The sequence below is a fragment of the Bacillus cereus group sp. BfR-BA-01522 genome (assembly GCF_022662635.1).
Taxonomy (GTDB): Bacteria; Bacillota; Bacilli; order Bacillales; family Bacillaceae_G; genus Bacillus_A; species Bacillus_A cytotoxicus.
This window is the reverse complement of the sequence record NZ_JAKUDY010000026.1, coordinates 1-15,970: the sequence shown is the minus strand read 5'-3', so window position 1 is coordinate 15,970 and position 15,970 is coordinate 1. Positions and strand designations below refer to the sequence as shown.

Sequence of the window (15,970 nt, the reverse complement as noted above, 5' to 3'; positions counted from 1 at the left end):
TGATGATGGCAGAGAGGTCACACCCGTTCCCATACCGAACACGGAAGTTAAGCTCTCTAGCGCCGATGGTAGTTGGGGCCTTGCCCCTGTGAGAGTAGGACGTCGCCAAGCTTTATATCATCGCGGGGTGGAGCAGTCTGGTAGCTCGTCGGGCTCATAACCCGAAGGTCGCAGGTTCAAATCCTGTCCCCGCAACCAAATGGTCCCGTGGTGTAGTGGTTAACATGCCTGCCTGTCACGCAGGAGATCGCCGGTTCGACCCCGGTCGGGACCGCCATTTTATACAAAGAAAAGAACGAAACAGATTGTTTCGTATTTTTTTATTTATTTTTAAGAAAACTTATAGAGACAGTCAAACTAATCCTTAGGAATACTCCTAAGGTCTTTTTTATATGTTCAAAATGCCTGTATAATAAAGAGCAGAGAATATTGTAAGTAAAGTAGGTGAAACCTTTGAATAAATATGAAGTTACAACAACTTCGTCTGAAGAAACACAGCAATTATCAGAAAAGCTTGGAAAACTTGTTACAGCGCAAGATGTATTCATTTTAGAAGGCGATCTTGGAGCGGGTAAAACTACATTTACAAAGGGACTTGCAAAAGGTCTTGGTGTGAAGCGAGTGGTAAATAGCCCAACTTTCAACATTATTAAAGAGTATAAAGGGAGATTACCACTATATCATATGGATGTATACCGTTTAGCGGAAAGCGAAGAAGATTTAGGATTTGATGAGTACTTTTTTGGTGAAGGGGTAACAGTTGTAGAATGGGCTCACTTAATAGAGCCATATTTACCAAATGAAAAATTAAAAATTAGCATATTTCATGCTGGAAATGATACAAGAAAGATTGTATTAGAACCAGAAGGAGACCGCTATATTAGATTATGTGAGGAGCTATTACAAAATGAAAGTACTAGCAATTGATACTTCAAATTACGTAATGGGTGTTTCTCTTATTGAGGGAGATACTGTTATCGGGGAAATCATTACAAATTTAACAAAGAATCATTCTATACGCCTTATGCCAGCTGTAGATCAACTTTTAAAGGAATGTAATGTCAAACCGAAAGAACTAAATAAGATTGTTGTAGCAGCTGGTCCAGGATCGTATACAGGTGTGCGTATTGGTGTAACAGTTGCCAAAACATTAGCATGGTCATTACAAATACCAATTGTTGGCGTATCTAGTTTAGAAGTGATAGCAGCGAACGGAGCGAATTTCCAAGGTCTTATTTGCCCTTTATTTGATGGCCGACGTGGACAAATTTATACAGGATTATATACATACGAGAAAGAACAGTTAACTTCTATAGAAGATGATCGTATTGTTCTAATTGTAGATTGGTTACAAATGTTGAAAGAGAAAAAACAACCTGTTTTATTTATTGGTAACGATGTGAAAATGCATCAGAAAACAATTGTAGAGCATCTAGGTGATCAAGCGATATTTGCTCCTTTTACAAAGAATAATCCAAGACCGAGTGAACTTGCATTTTTAGGTTTACAAAAAGAAGAGCAAAATGTACATACATTTGTACCGAGCTATTTGCGTTTAGCTGAAGCGGAGACCAAATGGTTAGAAAGCCAAAAGAAATAGGAGATATTAAAATGGGTATTACATTTAGAAAGATGACAACTGATGATATTGCTCAAGTGGTAGCGATTGAAGAAGCGTCTTTCCCAACTCCTTGGACTGCTGATGCATTTTACCGTGAATTAACAATGAATGAATATTCACAGTATATTGTAGTTGAAAAAGATGGTTTAGTAGTTGGATACTGTGGATTGTGGATTATTATTGATGAATCACATATAACCAATATAGCCATTTTACCAGAATATCGTGGCCAAAAACTTGGAGATGCACTGCTTCAAGAGGTAATGAAACAAGCAAAGGAAATGGGAGCGAAAACAATGACACTCGAAGTTCGTGTGTCAAATGAAGTAGCAAAACAGTTATACCGGAAGTACGGATTCCAAAATGGTGGAATTCGAAAACGATACTATACAGACAATTATGAAGATGGTCTTGTAATGTGGGTGAATTTATAATGGAAAAAAATACGATTATACTTGGTATTGAGACAAGCTGTGATGAAACAGCTGTAGCAGTTGTGAAAAATGGAACAGAAATAGTAGCGAATGTTGTTGCTTCGCAAATAGAAAGTCATAAGCGCTTTGGCGGCGTTGTACCTGAAATTGCGTCTCGCCACCACGTTGAACAAATTACAGTTGTGTTAGAAGAGGCACTAAAAGAGGCAAATCTCTCTTTTGAAGATATTGATGCAATTGCAGTGACGGAAGGACCGGGATTAGTAGGCGCCCTTTTAATCGGTGTAAATGCAGCTAAAGCGATTGCTTTTGCTCATAATATTCCTCTTGTTGGCGTCCATCATATTGCCGGCCATATTTATGCAAATCGCTTAGTTAAAGAGCTAGAATTTCCATTGTTATCACTTGTAGTTTCAGGAGGACATACAGAGCTTGTTTATATGAAAGAGCATGGTTCGTTTGAAGTCATTGGTGAAACAAGAGATGATGCAGCTGGGGAAGCTTATGACAAGGTTGCACGTACACTATCTATGCCGTATCCAGGTGGTCCCCATATCGATCGCCTTGCTCATGAAGGGCAACCAACGATCGACTTACCACGTGCGTGGTTAGAGCCGGATTCATATGATTTTAGCTTTAGTGGATTAAAATCAGCAGTTATTAACACTGTGCATAACGCCAAACAGCGCGGGGAAGAAATTGCTCCAGAAGATTTAGCGGCAAGTTTCCAAGCAAGTGTAATAGATGTATTGGTAACAAAAGCTGTGCGTGCAGCTGAAGCATATCATGTAAAGCAAGTGCTTTTAGCAGGTGGTGTAGCAGCAAATAAAGGACTTCGTACACGATTAGAGGAAGAATTTGCACAAAAAGAAAATATAGAGCTTATTATTCCTCCATTATCGTTATGCACTGATAATGCAGCGATGATTGCAGCGGCAGGTACTATTGCGTATAAGCAAGGGAAGCGTGCTACGTTCGCATTAAATGCAAACCCGGGTTTAAATATAGAAGATTAGTTATACACAAAATTAACCACAAGTTGTGGATAAAACCCACATTATCTGTTGATAATGTGGGTTTTATTGTGAATATAAAATGTTGATAACTTTTTGTGTATTTGTGGATAATGTGGAAAAGTGACTTTAGCTTTTATTTTATAAAGGTGGATATGTGTATAATGTTGTGGATAGAAAAGAATAGGTAAGATATCTGATGACACAAAGTTGCTTCGAGCAGGTAAAAAAATAAGGTAGCTCAAGAATATGTAGCTACCTTATTTAAAGATCCGCAGCAATTAGACCGTTATGGACAACTTATTCTCACCGATTTTCCTTGTTTCTTTCTGAATCTTAAGGTGAGAATCTTACTGCTCATAAATAGTGGGATAAATGGAGAGGTTACATATGTAATTTTTCCCATTCTCCCATATGTTTTTCTAATTGTTCTTGAAGGTTTTGTTTCGCTGCTGTAACTTCACTTGCACGTTCGTAGTCTGTATATACTTCAGGCAGACAGAGCTGAGCTTCTAATTCTTCGATTGCTTCTTCTAGTTTAGAAATGTTTTGCTCCAGTTCCTCAATTTTTCGCATCCGTTGACGTTCTAACTTTTTACGTTCTTTTTCTTCCATATAGCTTAACTTTTCTTGTGCAAAGTTTTTGGGAATAGAAATTTCTGCTTCTTTTTGTGCAAATTCTGCACGCTCAATCATTTCATTTTTCTTTTCAATATAGTAATCATAGTCGCCTAAATATTCTTTTGCACCGTCTGTTGATAACTCAACGACTGTAGTTGTGACACGGTTAATGAAATAGCGATCATGAGATACGAATAAAAGGGTTCCTGGATAATCAATTAATGCATTTTCCAGAATTTCTTTACTATTTAAATCAAGATGGTTGGTTGGTTCATCGAGAATTAATAAGTTTGCCTTTTGCATCATTAATTTTGCTAGGGCTAATCGAGCTTTTTGCCCACCGCTAAGAGAAGAGACTGGCTTTAATACATCATCACCTGTAAATAAAAAATTACCAAGTAGTGTACGAATTTCTTTTTCTGGCGCTAGCGGATAATCATCCCATAGTTCATCTAACACACGCTTAGATGATGTTAAGTTTGCTTGTTCTTGATCATAATATCCAACAGATACATTTGAACCAAAAGAAATCTCGCCATGTAATGTTTGTAACTTGTTCACAATAGATTTTAATAATGTAGATTTCCCAATTCCATTCGGCCCAACTAGCGCCACGCTATCGCCACGAGTTAAACGCATATTTACATGTTTGATAATAGGATTCTCATCATAGCCAATTGAAACATCTTTTAATTGGAGGACATCATTCCCGCTTTGTTTTTCAATATCGAAATGGAACGAGGCGGATTTGGAATCTCCGACGGGTCTAGTAAGTAATTCCATTCGCTCCAACTGTTTGCGTCGACTTTGCGCCCGCTTCGTTGTAGAGGCGCGTGCAATGTTTTTTTGAACAAAGTCTTCAAGTTTTGCGATCTCTTCTTGTTGTTTCTCGTAGCGTTTCATTTCTTGCTCATATTGTGCAGCTTTTAACTCTAAATATTTACTATAGTTGCCAACATATCGTCTACTTTCTTTATTAGAAATTTCATATACTTGAGTAACAAGTTTATCTAAAAAGTAACGGTCATGAGAAACGATTAAGATCGCACCAGGATATCCTTGTAAGTATTGCTCCAACCACGTTAATGTATCAATATCTAAATGGTTGGTCGGTTCATCTAATATGAGTAAATCAGGGCGCGTTAATAATAATTTTCCAAGAGCTAATCTTGTTTTTTGTCCACCGCTTAATGTGGAAATGGTTGTTTGGTGTGTTTCAGGTGGGAAACCGAGCCCGCTTACAATTGAGCGAATATCAGCTTCATATTGATAACCACCTTGATTTTTATAATCTAACTGTAGCTGATCATACTCACGAAGTAATTTTTCGTAGACGACAGCATTTGAGAAGTTTTCTTCTAATCCCATCTCATGCTCTAACCTTCGCAGTCTTTTCTCCATTTCCTGTAAATGTGTGAAGACAGTTAGCATCTCATCCCAAATTGTTAAAGAAGTTTCTAATCCAGTATTTTGAGCTAGGTAGCCAATTGAAACATCTTTCGGCTTTATTATTTCACCGCTATCATAAGACAATTCTCCAGCGATTATTTTTAATAATGTAGATTTTCCAGCACCGTTTCGGCCGACTAGTGCAATACGGTCTTTTGTTTGAACTTCCAATTTAATATGAGCTAGAATTGTTTCAGCACCATATAATTTTGAAAGCCCATTCACTTGTAATAAAATCAATGTTTTCACCTCAAATAAATTCTTAACTTTGCCAAGTTTATATTTCTCAATCATACTAAAAATAGTGTATAGTTTAAAATAAAGAGAGTTTTTCTTTCTTTCTTTATTATACAAGGAATGTTATAAGTGCTAAACTTTTGTATTTATTCCAAGTATACGAACAAAGATAGGAAGAGAGGAGAGGTTATATGGATCAGCAAAAGATTCCGCAGGCCACAGCCAAAAGATTGCCTCTATACTATCGATTTATCCAAAATTTATCTCTTTCTGGTAAGCAACGTGTTTCATCAGCAGAATTGAGTGAAGCGGTGAAGGTAGATTCCGCAACAATTCGAAGAGATTTCTCATATTTTGGAGCGTTAGGGAAAAAAGGATATGGATATAATGTAAACTATTTATTATCATTTTTCCGTGAAACGCTTGATCAAGATGATATAACACGCGTGGCACTTATTGGAGTAGGGAATTTAGGGACCGCTTTCTTACATTACAATTTCACAAAAAATAATAATACGAAAATTGAAATGGCATTTGATGTCGATGAAGAGAAAGTGGGAAAAGAAATCGGAGGAATTCCTGTATATCATTTGGATGAATTGGAAGAGCGACTAACGAATGATATACAAGTGGCAATACTAACAGTACCTGCTAACGTTGCACAAGCTGTAGCAGATCGATTGGCTTATACAAGTGTACACGGTATTTTGAATTTTACACCGGCACGGTTAAATGTATCAGAAAAAATAAGGATTCATCATATTGATTTAGCAGTAGAATTACAAACGCTTGTTTATTTTCTGAAAAATTATCCACAGTAAAACGCAGAGGAATCCCTCTGCGTTTTACTGTTTTTTCTTTATGAATTTAACTAAAATCAATCGAAGTGCTAGATTAAAGTCAATTGTTGCCATAGCAGCGAACAGTATTGTCCAGATGTTCCAAACAGTATCTGTTGCTTTCATGATAGCAAAGACTACAAAGATGCAGCCAAGAAGGAAATATAGTGCTGCCATGAACAAAGGTGAATTTCTCATGTTAAAAATCCTCCGATAAAGCCTTGCATTTTTTCAGCTTGTTTCATTAGCTCTTGTATTTGTTCGTTATTACTTACGAAAACTTGAACTACTGCGACTACTGTATTCATTCCAACATGAGCCATAATCGGAACGATAATTCGACGCGTTTGCACATATAAAAAGGCAAACACAAGGCCCATAGCAGTGTATATTAATAAGTGTGTAAAATCAAAATGGATAGCAGCAAACACAAGCGAACTAATAATTGCTGCGATAAAGAAGTTGAACTTTTTATATAATGTACCAAATAAAATCTTTCTAAATACAATTTCTTCTAAAATAGGTCCTATTATTGAGATAACAATAAGGAACCATGGAGTCGTTCTTGCAATTTCCATTAAATGTGCGGTATTTTCAGAGCCAGGCTTAATACCTAGTACATGCATCTCGATGACACCTGCAATTGTTTGAGCAAAAAATGCCATAAAGAAGCCAATAAAAATCCAACCAATTGTCGCAGGGATATTCGAGCGTTTTGTATCCAAATGTCTATCGCGAATATCGGTTCTAAGTAATAACAATACAATACATAATGCGATAAAGAAGCTAATAATAGCCCAATGACCGGTTAGAAGTTGAATTTTTTCTTCACCTGTAAATCCTCTATTATCGTATAGACCAGTTTTTGCGAGAAGGGGCAAGCCAATGATTCCTGATAACTGCATAACAATGTATGTAACGACAATCCACCAATATTGTTTTTTCAAGTGGGATAACCATCCTTTCTAATTTTATCTTATGAGATCAGGCCGGATTACATGTAATCAGCCAGTCGAATATTATGTAAGTACTGCTTTTATGAAAAAATTTTATTTAAAAATAAAATAGGAGACAGGAAAAAGGTGTTCGAATAGAGAAAACAACTTATGGTATCTTTCCTATTGTAACATACGATAGGTAGAAACGTTGATTCATATATAGAGTTCTATAAAAAATGATGCTTTGTAGAAAAGTTTATATCGTGATTTGAGAAAAAATTATGATTTTTTTACTTGCAAAAGAAATTGAGATTATTTATTATTATAAGTGTGTTAGCACTCGGTAGACTTGAGTGCTAATAAAAGAATTTACATAGAAAAATGAGGAGGTTATTGTTCATGCTAAAGCCATTAGGTGATCGCGTTGTAATTGAACTTGTTCAAGCGGAAGAAAAAACAGCAAGCGGTATTGTATTACCAGACACTGCAAAAGAAAAACCACAAGAGGGTAAAGTTATTGCAGTAGGTACTGGGCGAGTGCTTGAAAATGGTGAGCGTGTTGCTTTAGAGGTAGCAGCAGGCGATCGTATCATCTTCTCAAAATATGCAGGTACTGAAGTGAAATATGAAGGTACAGACTACTTGATTTTACGCGAAAGTGACATTTTAGCAGTTATCGGTTAATTATATATTTAAAAAATCCAAGGGGGTCAATATTATGGCAAAAGATATTAAATTTAGTGAAGAAGCACGTCGTTCGATGCTTCGCGGTGTCGACACTCTTGCAAACGCAGTAAAAGTAACACTTGGACCAAAAGGTCGCAACGTTGTACTTGAGAAAAAATTTGGTTCACCACTTATTACAAATGACGGTGTAACAATCGCAAAAGAAATTGAATTAGAAGATGCTTTTGAAAACATGGGTGCAAAATTAGTAGCAGAAGTTGCTAGCAAAACAAATGATGTAGCTGGTGACGGAACAACAACTGCAACTGTATTAGCACAAGCTATGATTCGTGAAGGTTTGAAAAACGTAACAGCTGGTGCAAACCCAATGGGTCTTCGCAAAGGTATTGAAAAAGCTGTTGCTACAGCAGTAGAAGAGTTAAAAACAATTTCTAAGCCAATTGAAGGTAAATCTTCTATCGCACAAGTAGCGGCTATTTCTGCTGCTGACGAAGAAGTAGGTCAATTAATTGCAGAAGCGATGGAACGCGTTGGTAATGATGGCGTTATTACATTAGAAGAATCTAAAGGATTCACAACAGAATTAGATGTAGTAGAAGGTATGCAATTTGATCGTGGATATGCATCTCCTTACATGATTACTGATTCTGACAAAATGGAAGCAGTTCTTGATAACCCATATATCTTAATTACTGACAAAAAGATTTCTAACATTCAAGAGATCTTACCAGTGTTAGAACAAGTGGTACAACAAGGTAAACCACTTCTTATTATCGCTGAAGATGTAGAAGGTGAAGCGTTAGCTACATTAGTAGTAAACAAACTTCGCGGTACATTCAATGTAGTAGCTGTTAAAGCTCCAGGATTTGGTGACCGTCGTAAAGCAATGTTAGAAGATATCGCAATCTTAACGGATGGCGAAGTAATCACTGAAGAACTAGGCCGCGACTTAAAATCAGCTACAATTGAGTCTTTAGGACGCGCTGGTAAAGTTGTGGTAACGAAAGAAAACACAACAATCGTAGAAGGTGTAGGAAGCACTGAACAAATCGAAGCTCGCATCGGTCAAATCCGTGCGCAATTAGAAGAAACAACTTCTGAATTCGATCGTGAAAAATTACAAGAACGTCTTGCTAAACTTGCAGGTGGCGTTGCAGTAATTAAAGTAGGTGCAGCAACTGAAACTGAGTTAAAAGAACGTAAACTTCGCATTGAAGATGCACTTAACTCAACTCGTGCAGCAGTAGAAGAAGGTATTGTTGCAGGTGGCGGTACTTCACTTATGAATGTATACGCTAAAGTAGCTTCTATTGCAGCTGAAGGCGACGAAGCAACAGGTATCAACATTGTACTTCGTGCATTAGAAGAGCCAGTTCGCCAAATCGCAATCAACGCTGGTCTAGAAGGATCTGTAGTGGTAGAACGTCTAAAAGGCGAAAAAGTAGGTGTTGGTTTCAACGCAGCAACAGGCGAATGGGTAAACATGCTTGAGTCTGGTATCGTAGACCCAGCAAAAGTAACTCGTTCTGCACTTCAAAACGCAGCATCTGTTGCAGCAATGTTCTTAACAACAGAAGCAGTAGTAGCTGACAAACCAGAAGAAAATAAACCGGCAATGCCAGACATGGGTGCAATGGGCGGCATGCCAGGAATGATGTAATTTCATTATTCGCTAAAACACTCATCTCTTTTCGAGAGATGGGTGTTTTTTGTTATCAAATTTCTCGAAATTATAGTAAAAAAGGTTTTATCGTAACCGAAATATAATTTCTGTAGAATTTTGTCGTGTTCTCTCTTGACCGTATTGATATTTCATTGTTAGAATCTAGAAAGATAATATAAAACAATCCTTCATATATCCTCAATAATATGGTTTGAGAGTCTCTACCGGGTTACCGTAAACAACCTGACTATGAAGGCAGTGCGTCTTATGTTTATAAAGAGCAACATACTATCTTTATAAAGCTAGACTCCTGCCTTTTCTTTATTTATGAGACGAGAGGTGGGGGACTGGCTTTTTTTATTATATTGGTAATGCTTTTTGCCTAATTTGGTGAAAATATTTATATACAGAATTAACGTTGGGGTGATTATTTTGAAAAAACAGCACGATACGATTATCGTTTTAGACTTTGGAAGTCAGTACAACCAATTAATTGCACGTCGCATTCGTGAGTTCGGTGTGTACAGTGAGCTTCATCCACACACAATTACTGCGGAAGAAATTAAAGCAATGAATCCAAAAGGTATCATTTTCTCTGGTGGACCAAATAGTGTATACGGCGAAAATGCATTCCACTGTGATGAGAAAATTTTTGAGCTAGGATTACCTATTTTTGGTATTTGTTACGGCATGCAGCTGATGACAAAACACTTTGGTGGAAAAGTAGAGCGAGCAAACCATCGTGAGTACGGAAAAGCAGTTCTGAAAGTAGAGAATGAATCAAAATTATATACAAACCTGCCAGAAGAACAAGTTGTATGGATGAGCCATGGTGACTTAGTAACAGGTTTACCAGAAGGCTTTGTAGTAGATGCAACGAGCGAATCTTGTCCAATTGCTGGTATGAGCAATGAAGAAAAGCAGTTATACGGTGTACAATTCCATCCAGAAGTACGTCACTCTGAGCACGGTAATGATTTAATTAAAAACTTCGTATTCGGCGTATGCGGTTGTTCTGAAGGCTGGAACATGGAGAACTTTATTGAAGTAGAATTAGAAAAAATTCGTGAAACAGTTGGTGATAAAAAAGTACTATGTGCACTTAGCGGTGGTGTAGATTCTTCTGTTGTAGCTGTATTAATTCATAAAGCAATCGGTGATCAGTTAACATGTATTTTTGTTGACCACGGTTTACTTCGTAAAGGTGAAGCAGAAGGTGTTATGAAAACATTTAGCGAAGGCTTCCATATGAATGTTATTAAAATCGATGCTAGAGAACGCTTCATGAAAAAGCTAAAAGGTGTAGAAGATCCTGAACAAAAACGTAAAATTATCGGTAACGAATTCATTTATGTTTTTGATGATGAAGCTGCTAAATTAGAAGGAATAGACTTCTTAGCGCAAGGTACACTGTACACAGACATTATTGAAAGTGGTACAGCAACTGCGCAAACAATTAAATCTCACCATAACGTAGGTGGACTTCCAGAAGATATGCAGTTCAAATTAATCGAGCCTTTAAATACGTTATTTAAAGATGAAGTACGTGTATTAGGATCAGAACTAGGAATTCCTGATGAAATTGTATGGCGTCAACCATTCCCAGGTCCTGGACTTGGTATTCGTGTATTAGGTGAAATTACAGAAGAAAAATTAGAAATTGTTCGTGAATCTGATGCGATTTTACGTGAGGAAATCCAAAAAGCAGGATTAGACCGTGAAATTTGGCAATACTTCACTGCGCTTCCTGGTATGCGCAGCGTAGGTGTTATGGGTGACGAGCGTACTTACGATTATACAGTAGGTATCCGTGCCGTAACATCAATTGACGGTATGACAGCTGACTGGGCACGTATCCCTTGGGACGTATTAGAGAAAATCTCTGTACGTATCGTAAACGAAGTAAAACACGTGAACCGCGTTGTATATGATATTACTTCTAAGCCACCAGCAACGATTGAGTGGGAATAAAACTATTTATTTGCAGGAAGGTCCATCTTATATATAGATGGATCTTTTTTATACGAACAAAAAAAGTTTAACTTATAAAATTGTTCGTTTTTAAGTTGACATATATTTTTTTGTACGCTAATATGATTATATGATTGATACAAAAAGTGAATATTATAGCCGTCGTATAATCTCGGGGATATGGCCCGAAAGTTTCTACCTAGCTACCGTAAATGGCTTGACTACGAGGCGTTTTTATAAAGATAAGGGGAATTTATCTTTATTTATAGAACGCTTCCATGTATATAGGCAATGGAAGCCTTTTTTATTTTTTAGGATAAAAGAGGGCTAGGATGAAGTGCGACGAGTCATTATACAACGGAGGAAACGTAAGATGAAACGTTATTTTCAGTTTGATGAGCTCGGTACAAATTATAAGACTGAGTTCATTGCAGGGTTAACAACATTTTTATCTATGGCCTACGTACTATTTGTTAATCCTGCCACACTGTCACTTGGAAACATTAAAGGACTACCGGCAGGAACCGGAATGGATCCGGGAGCAGTATTCGTTGCCACTGCATTAGCGGCAGCAATCGGTTCTTTAATTATGGGGATTTTTGCAAAATATCCAATAGCATTAGCGCCAGGTGTAGGGATTACTTCTTTCTTTGCTTACACAGCGGTATTAACAATGGGAGTTCCATGGCAGACAGCAATTGCGGGAACACTCGTATCAGGTATTATCTTCATTATTATTACAGCTCTTGGTATCCGTGAAAAAATTATTAATGCAATTCCTGCAGAGTTAAAACTTGCGGTAGCAGCAGGTATTGGCTTATTTATCGCCTTTTTGGGTTTTCAAAATGCCGGAATTATCGTGAAAAATGATGCGGTTCTTGTTGGATTAGGAGACTTAACAAAGGGCGCAACGTTGTTAGCGATTTTCGGAGTAGTTGTTACGATTATTTTAATGATTAAAAAGATAAATGGTGCAGTGTTCTATGGGATGATTCTTACAGCTATTCTTGGAATGGCAACAGGATTAATTGATACGCCAAAAGCTGTAGTAGGAGCAATTCCAAGTTTAGAACCGACGTTCGGTATGGCGTTAACGCACTTTGGAGATATTTTTACTGTTCAAATGGGGATTGTTATTATAACATTCTTCTTTATCGATTTCTTTGATACAGCAGGTACACTCGTAGCGGTTGTCAATCAAGCGGGTTTAATGAAGGGTAATAAATTACCACGTGCAGGGAAAGCATTATTTGCAGATGCGATTGCGACTGTAATTGGTGCGATTCTAGGCACTTCTACAACAACTTCCTATATTGAGTCGTCTGCAGGGGTAGCAGCGGGAGGACGTTCTGGATTTACAGCAGTTGTAACAGCAGGATTCTTCTTACTGGCACTTTTCTTTTCACCGCTATTAAGTGTTATAACGCCAGCTGTAACGGCGCCAGCTTTAATTATTGTAGGGATTTTAATGGTTTCATCTTTAGGGGAAATTGAGTGGAAAAAGTTCGAGATTGCTGTACCAGCATTTTTCACAATTATTTCAATGCCACTTACGTATAGTATCGCAACGGGAATTGCAATTGGATTCATCTTCTATCCAATTACAATGGTTGTAAGTGGACGACGTAAAGAAGTTCATCCAATTATGTATGTAATGGGAGTTTTATTCGTACTATATTTCATCTATGTTCGGAAGTAGAGGGGTTTTTAAAGGTCTAGACTAAGAGGGGGTCTAGACCTTTTTTTACGTCTTCAGAAAATCTTAAGGATTTCGCACCGTTTTTCTTTAGAAGTTTTTTTATAATGGAAAGTAGGGAGTTTAAGAATTTTGGGGGAGATATTGTGAGACAAGAAACAATACTTGTTGTAGATGATGAAAAAGAAATTAGAGATTTAATTACAATTTATTTAAAGAATGAAGGATATAACATACTGCAAGCAGGAGATGGAGCAGAAGGGTTAGAGATATTAGAAAACAATGAAGTCCATTTAGTTGTACTAGATATTATGATGCCAAAAATTGATGGGATTCATATGTGCATGAAAGTAAGAGAACAAAAAGAAATGCCGATTATTATGTTATCGGCTAAAACACAAGATATGGATAAAATTTTAGGATTAACAACAGGTGCAGATGATTATGTGACAAAACCATTTAATCCGTTAGAACTTGTAGCAAGAGTGAAATCACAACTTCGTCGATATATGAAAATGAGCGGATTTATGATTGAAAACGAAAATGAAATAGAGATTGGGGATATAAAAATAAATGTTTCTACACATGAGGTAGTTGTAGCGGATCGAGAGGTGAAATTAACACCAAGGGAATTTTCAATTTTAGAGTTACTAGTGCGCAATTCAGGGATGGTATTTAGTACAGAACAAATTTATGAAAAGGTGTGGAATGAAAGGTCTTTTCAGTCAGACAATACTGTAATGGTACATATTCGAAAAATTCGCGAGAAGGTTGAAGAAAATGCAAGAAAGCCGAGATACATAAAAACAGTATGGGGAGTGGGGTATAAGGTTGAGAAGGATAATTAAAAATATATTTAGACCAATTGGTTGGATAAGTGGGATTTTAAAAAAAATAATATATAAAGGAATATGTGGGGTACAAAAGAGTTTGCGTGTACAACTGATAACGACGTTTGCTCTCTGTAGCTTGCTGGGAATCATGGGAGTGTGGGCATCATCTCCGTTTTTTCAAGGAATAAATAAATATTCTGTAATTGATTATTCATCTGGTATGCGATTTATTGATACAACCGCTGAAAGTCTTGTAGCGGCTATTGTAAGGGAAGGGGCTTCTGTTAACGTCCAAGAAGTTTTGGAACGTCCAGAATATCAAAGAGAGTTAAAAGTTCTAATTGTTGATGAGAACGGGAAAGTTATATATAAGACGAAAGGTGCTCAAGAAGAACAAATTAATCTTCATAGTACAATTCGTAATATTATGAGTTTCAAAATAAATCGTTCTCAATATGAATATCAAAAAGATGTAATAGATAATGAAATAGAAAGAGAACGTAAAGAGTTTACAACTTTTTATCCTTTGACAATTGAAGAGAAAAATATGTATATGATTGCAAGTGGTATACCACAAGGGAATATTCGAGAAGTACAGAATGATGGCCCGTTTCCGTTTCTAATAGGATTTGTTCTTTTTTTATTTTCTTTCTTTTATCTAACAAAAAGAAAAATGAAGCAGATTGAGGCAATGGCCGAAGGGGTAAAAGAAATTACAAAAGGAAATCTACAACATAGAATTCCAGAGAAGGGACAAGATGAGTTAAGTTTGTTGGCTGTGAATATGAATCAGATGGCAGAAGAATTGTTTTCTAATATAGAAAAAGAAAGACGGATAGAAAAGCAAAAAAATGAATTGATTACAAACGTATCTCATGATTTACGAACACCCCTTACTTCTATTATGGGGTATTTACGATTGCTTCGTGATTCTAAATACGAAAATAAAGAACAGCATGATGAATATACAAGAATTGCTTTTACGAAGTCGGAGCAGTTAAAGAATTTAATAGAAGATTTATTCGAGTATACGAAATTAACGAATGAAAAGGTCATATTAGAAAAGCAAGAAGTATGTATCAATGAACTTCTAGAACAATTAATAGAAGAGTTAGTCCCGCAGGCTGAAGAAGAAGGACTGACATTCATAAAACATTTTCCTGAAGAACGTATGTATGCTACGATTGATTCGGAGAAGATGGTTCGTGTGTTTGAGAATTTATTAATGAATGCGATTAAGTATAGTAAAGATAATGGAGAGATTAAAGTATCACTTCAAAGACAAAGACGTGATATCCAAATCATTGTGGCAAATTATAGTGAAGAATTTACAAAAGAAGAATTGGCTAATTTATTCGAGCGTTTTTATAAGAAAGATCAATCGCGAAGTAGAGTCAAAGAAGGATCTGGGCTTGGTCTCGCGATTGCAAAAAGCATTGTAGAACTCCAGGGAGGTCAAATTCGAGCTCATTATGAAGATGGAGAGATTCAGTTTATCGTTTCATTACCTATCATGGAAGAGAAGTAAATGAAGGTGTTTTATCCCGCTGTTCTCGAGCAGTAAGACTCCCACCTCAAGGTTCAAAGAGTAGCAAGAAGATAGGTGGAAGTAGGGCTGCCCGTAACAGCCTGATTGGTGAGGGCTCATAATCAGTGGGAATGAAGAAAAAGGCTTACTTATAGAGAGTAAGTCTTTTTATATTTTTTTAGAAAAACATGTTGACTATTAGTGAGTAGAGGTGTAATATTATACGAGTCGCTGATAGAAATAACGCAAAACGCGACAAACGAAATAAAAAAACTTAGTTGACATTGAAATATAAAAATGTTAACATAAGGAAGTCGCAAATGAAGCGGCAAACGAGTTCTTTGAAAACTGAACGAAACAAACAACGTGAAACGTCAATTTTTATTTATGATGCTAGACAAACTTTATTGGAGAGTTTGATCCTGGCTCAGGATGAACGC

14 protein-coding genes, 2 tRNA genes, 1 rRNA gene and 2 riboswitches are annotated in these 15,970 nt (G+C 36.8%); of the genes, 14 read left to right on the top strand and 3 right to left on the bottom strand.

Annotated features, from left to right (window positions below; all coding sequences use genetic code 11):
* The 7 genes from rrf to tsaD form a co-directional block, all read left to right on the top strand.
* Nucleotides 1–111 (top strand): 5S ribosomal RNA (rrf, locus tag MR059_RS21005); the annotation flags it as partial.
* 10 nt (nt 112–121) lie between these two features.
* Nucleotides 122–198: transfer RNA gene (locus MR059_RS21000), tRNA-Met, on the top strand.
* Between the two features lie 3 nt (nt 199–201).
* A tRNA-Asp gene (locus MR059_RS20995) sits at nt 202–277 on the top strand.
* 176 nt (nt 278–453) lie between these two features.
* Nucleotides 454–927: a tRNA (adenosine(37)-N6)-threonylcarbamoyltransferase complex ATPase subunit type 1 TsaE gene (gene tsaE, locus MR059_RS20990; RefSeq protein ID WP_011983368.1), complete on the top strand. Its 474-nt coding sequence runs from the start codon at nt 454–456 to the stop codon at nt 925–927.
* Nucleotides 908–1,600: a tRNA (adenosine(37)-N6)-threonylcarbamoyltransferase complex dimerization subunit type 1 TsaB gene (tsaB, locus tag MR059_RS20985; protein ID WP_011983369.1), complete on the top strand. Its 693-nt coding sequence runs from the start codon at nt 908–910 to the stop codon at nt 1,598–1,600. Before tsaE ends, tsaB begins: the two co-directional genes overlap by 20 nt.
* Before the next feature lie 11 nt (nt 1,601–1,611).
* Complete coding sequence (gene rimI / locus MR059_RS20980) at nt 1,612–2,055, top strand: ribosomal protein S18-alanine N-acetyltransferase (protein WP_041809378.1); 444 nt, start codon at nt 1,612–1,614, stop codon at nt 2,053–2,055.
* Nucleotides 2,055–3,071: a tRNA (adenosine(37)-N6)-threonylcarbamoyltransferase complex transferase subunit TsaD gene (gene tsaD / locus MR059_RS20975; RefSeq protein ID WP_011983371.1), complete on the top strand. Its 1,017-nt coding sequence runs from the start codon at nt 2,055–2,057 to the stop codon at nt 3,069–3,071. Before rimI ends, tsaD begins: the two co-directional genes overlap by 1 nt.
* 381 nt (nt 3,072–3,452) lie before the next feature.
* On the opposite strand, the gene MR059_RS20970 is transcribed toward tsaD, so the two are convergent.
* Entirely contained in the window at nt 3,453–5,378 is a 1,926-nt protein-coding gene (locus MR059_RS20970; protein ID WP_041809381.1) for an ABC-F family ATP-binding cassette domain-containing protein, read from the bottom strand.
* A gap of 188 nt (nt 5,379–5,566) precedes the next feature.
* Between MR059_RS20970 and MR059_RS20965 the strand changes: the two genes are divergently transcribed.
* Nucleotides 5,567–6,196 carry a redox-sensing transcriptional repressor Rex gene (locus MR059_RS20965; protein ID WP_011983373.1) on the top strand — a complete coding sequence of 210 codons (630 nt, stop codon included), beginning with the start codon at nt 5,567–5,569 and terminating at the stop codon, nt 6,194–6,196.
* Between the two features lie 24 nt (nt 6,197–6,220).
* Here MR059_RS20965 and MR059_RS20960 read toward each other — a convergent pair whose 3' ends face one another.
* Complete coding sequence (locus tag MR059_RS20960; RefSeq protein WP_011983374.1) at nt 6,221–6,412, bottom strand: YdiK family protein; 192 nt, start codon at nt 6,410–6,412, stop codon at nt 6,221–6,223.
* Nucleotides 6,409–7,161 (bottom strand): CPBP family intramembrane glutamic endopeptidase, encoded by a 753-nt coding sequence (locus MR059_RS20955; RefSeq protein WP_011983375.1) that lies wholly within the window; start codon nt 7,159–7,161, stop codon nt 6,409–6,411. Before MR059_RS20955 ends, MR059_RS20960 begins: the two co-directional genes overlap by 4 nt.
* Nucleotides 7,162–7,551: 390 nt before the next feature.
* Here MR059_RS20955 and groES point away from each other — a divergent pair, with 390 nt between their 5' ends.
* The 6 genes from groES to MR059_RS20925 all read left to right on the top strand — a co-directional run bounded on the left by groES (nt 7,552) and on the right by MR059_RS20925 (nt 15,530).
* Complete coding sequence (groES, locus tag MR059_RS20950; RefSeq protein ID WP_011983376.1) at nt 7,552–7,836, top strand: co-chaperone GroES; 285 nt, start codon at nt 7,552–7,554, stop codon at nt 7,834–7,836.
* Nucleotides 7,837–7,870: 34 nt separating this feature from the next.
* Nucleotides 7,871–9,499: a chaperonin GroEL gene (gene groL / locus MR059_RS20945; protein WP_011983377.1), complete on the top strand. Its 1,629-nt coding sequence runs from the start codon at nt 7,871–7,873 to the stop codon at nt 9,497–9,499.
* Between the two features lie 171 nt (nt 9,500–9,670).
* Nucleotides 9,671–9,772, top strand: a riboswitch (purine riboswitch).
* 162 nt (nt 9,773–9,934) lie between these two features.
* Nucleotides 9,935–11,473, top strand: coding sequence for a glutamine-hydrolyzing GMP synthase (gene guaA / locus MR059_RS20940; protein ID WP_011983378.1), 1,539 nt, complete (start codon nt 9,935–9,937; stop codon nt 11,471–11,473).
* Nucleotides 11,474–11,614: 141 nt separating this feature from the next.
* Nucleotides 11,615–11,717: riboswitch (purine riboswitch) on the top strand.
* A 129-nt stretch (nt 11,718–11,846) separates the two neighbouring features.
* The gene (locus MR059_RS20935) at nt 11,847–13,172 is read left to right on the top strand and encodes an NCS2 family permease (RefSeq protein ID WP_011983379.1); all 1,326 of its coding nucleotides are present in this window, start codon (nt 11,847–11,849) and stop codon (nt 13,170–13,172) included.
* Nucleotides 13,173–13,315: 143 nt separating this feature from the next.
* Complete coding sequence (locus tag MR059_RS20930; RefSeq protein WP_041810187.1) at nt 13,316–14,017, top strand: response regulator transcription factor; 702 nt, start codon at nt 13,316–13,318, stop codon at nt 14,015–14,017.
* Nucleotides 14,013–15,530: a sensor histidine kinase gene (locus MR059_RS20925; protein ID WP_041810188.1), complete on the top strand. Its 1,518-nt coding sequence runs from the start codon at nt 14,013–14,015 to the stop codon at nt 15,528–15,530. The genes MR059_RS20930 and MR059_RS20925 overlap by 5 nt, the downstream gene beginning before the upstream one ends.
* Nucleotides 15,531–15,970: the final 440 nt, after the last annotated feature.

Excerpts from the sequence above, each read along its gene's own strand:
- rimI (WP_041809378.1), top strand. The coding sequence starts at position 1,612 with ATGGGTATTACATTTAGAAAGATGACAACTGATGATATTGCTCAAGTG.
- MR059_RS20935 (WP_011983379.1), top strand. The coding sequence starts at position 11,847 with ATGAAACGTTATTTTCAGTTTGATGAGCTCGGTACAAATTATAAGACT.
- tsaD (WP_011983371.1), top strand. The coding sequence starts at position 2,055 with ATGGAAAAAAATACGATTATACTTGGTATTGAGACAAGCTGTGATGAA.
- groL (WP_011983377.1), top strand. The coding sequence starts at position 7,871 with ATGGCAAAAGATATTAAATTTAGTGAAGAAGCACGTCGTTCGATGCTT.
- MR059_RS20965 (WP_011983373.1), top strand. The coding sequence starts at position 5,567 with ATGGATCAGCAAAAGATTCCGCAGGCCACAGCCAAAAGATTGCCTCTA.
- tsaB (WP_011983369.1), top strand. The coding sequence starts at position 908 with ATGAAAGTACTAGCAATTGATACTTCAAATTACGTAATGGGTGTTTCT.
- groES (WP_011983376.1), top strand. The coding sequence starts at position 7,552 with ATGCTAAAGCCATTAGGTGATCGCGTTGTAATTGAACTTGTTCAAGCG.
- MR059_RS20960 (WP_011983374.1), bottom strand. The coding sequence starts at position 6,412 with ATGAGAAATTCACCTTTGTTCATGGCAGCACTATATTTCCTTCTTGGC.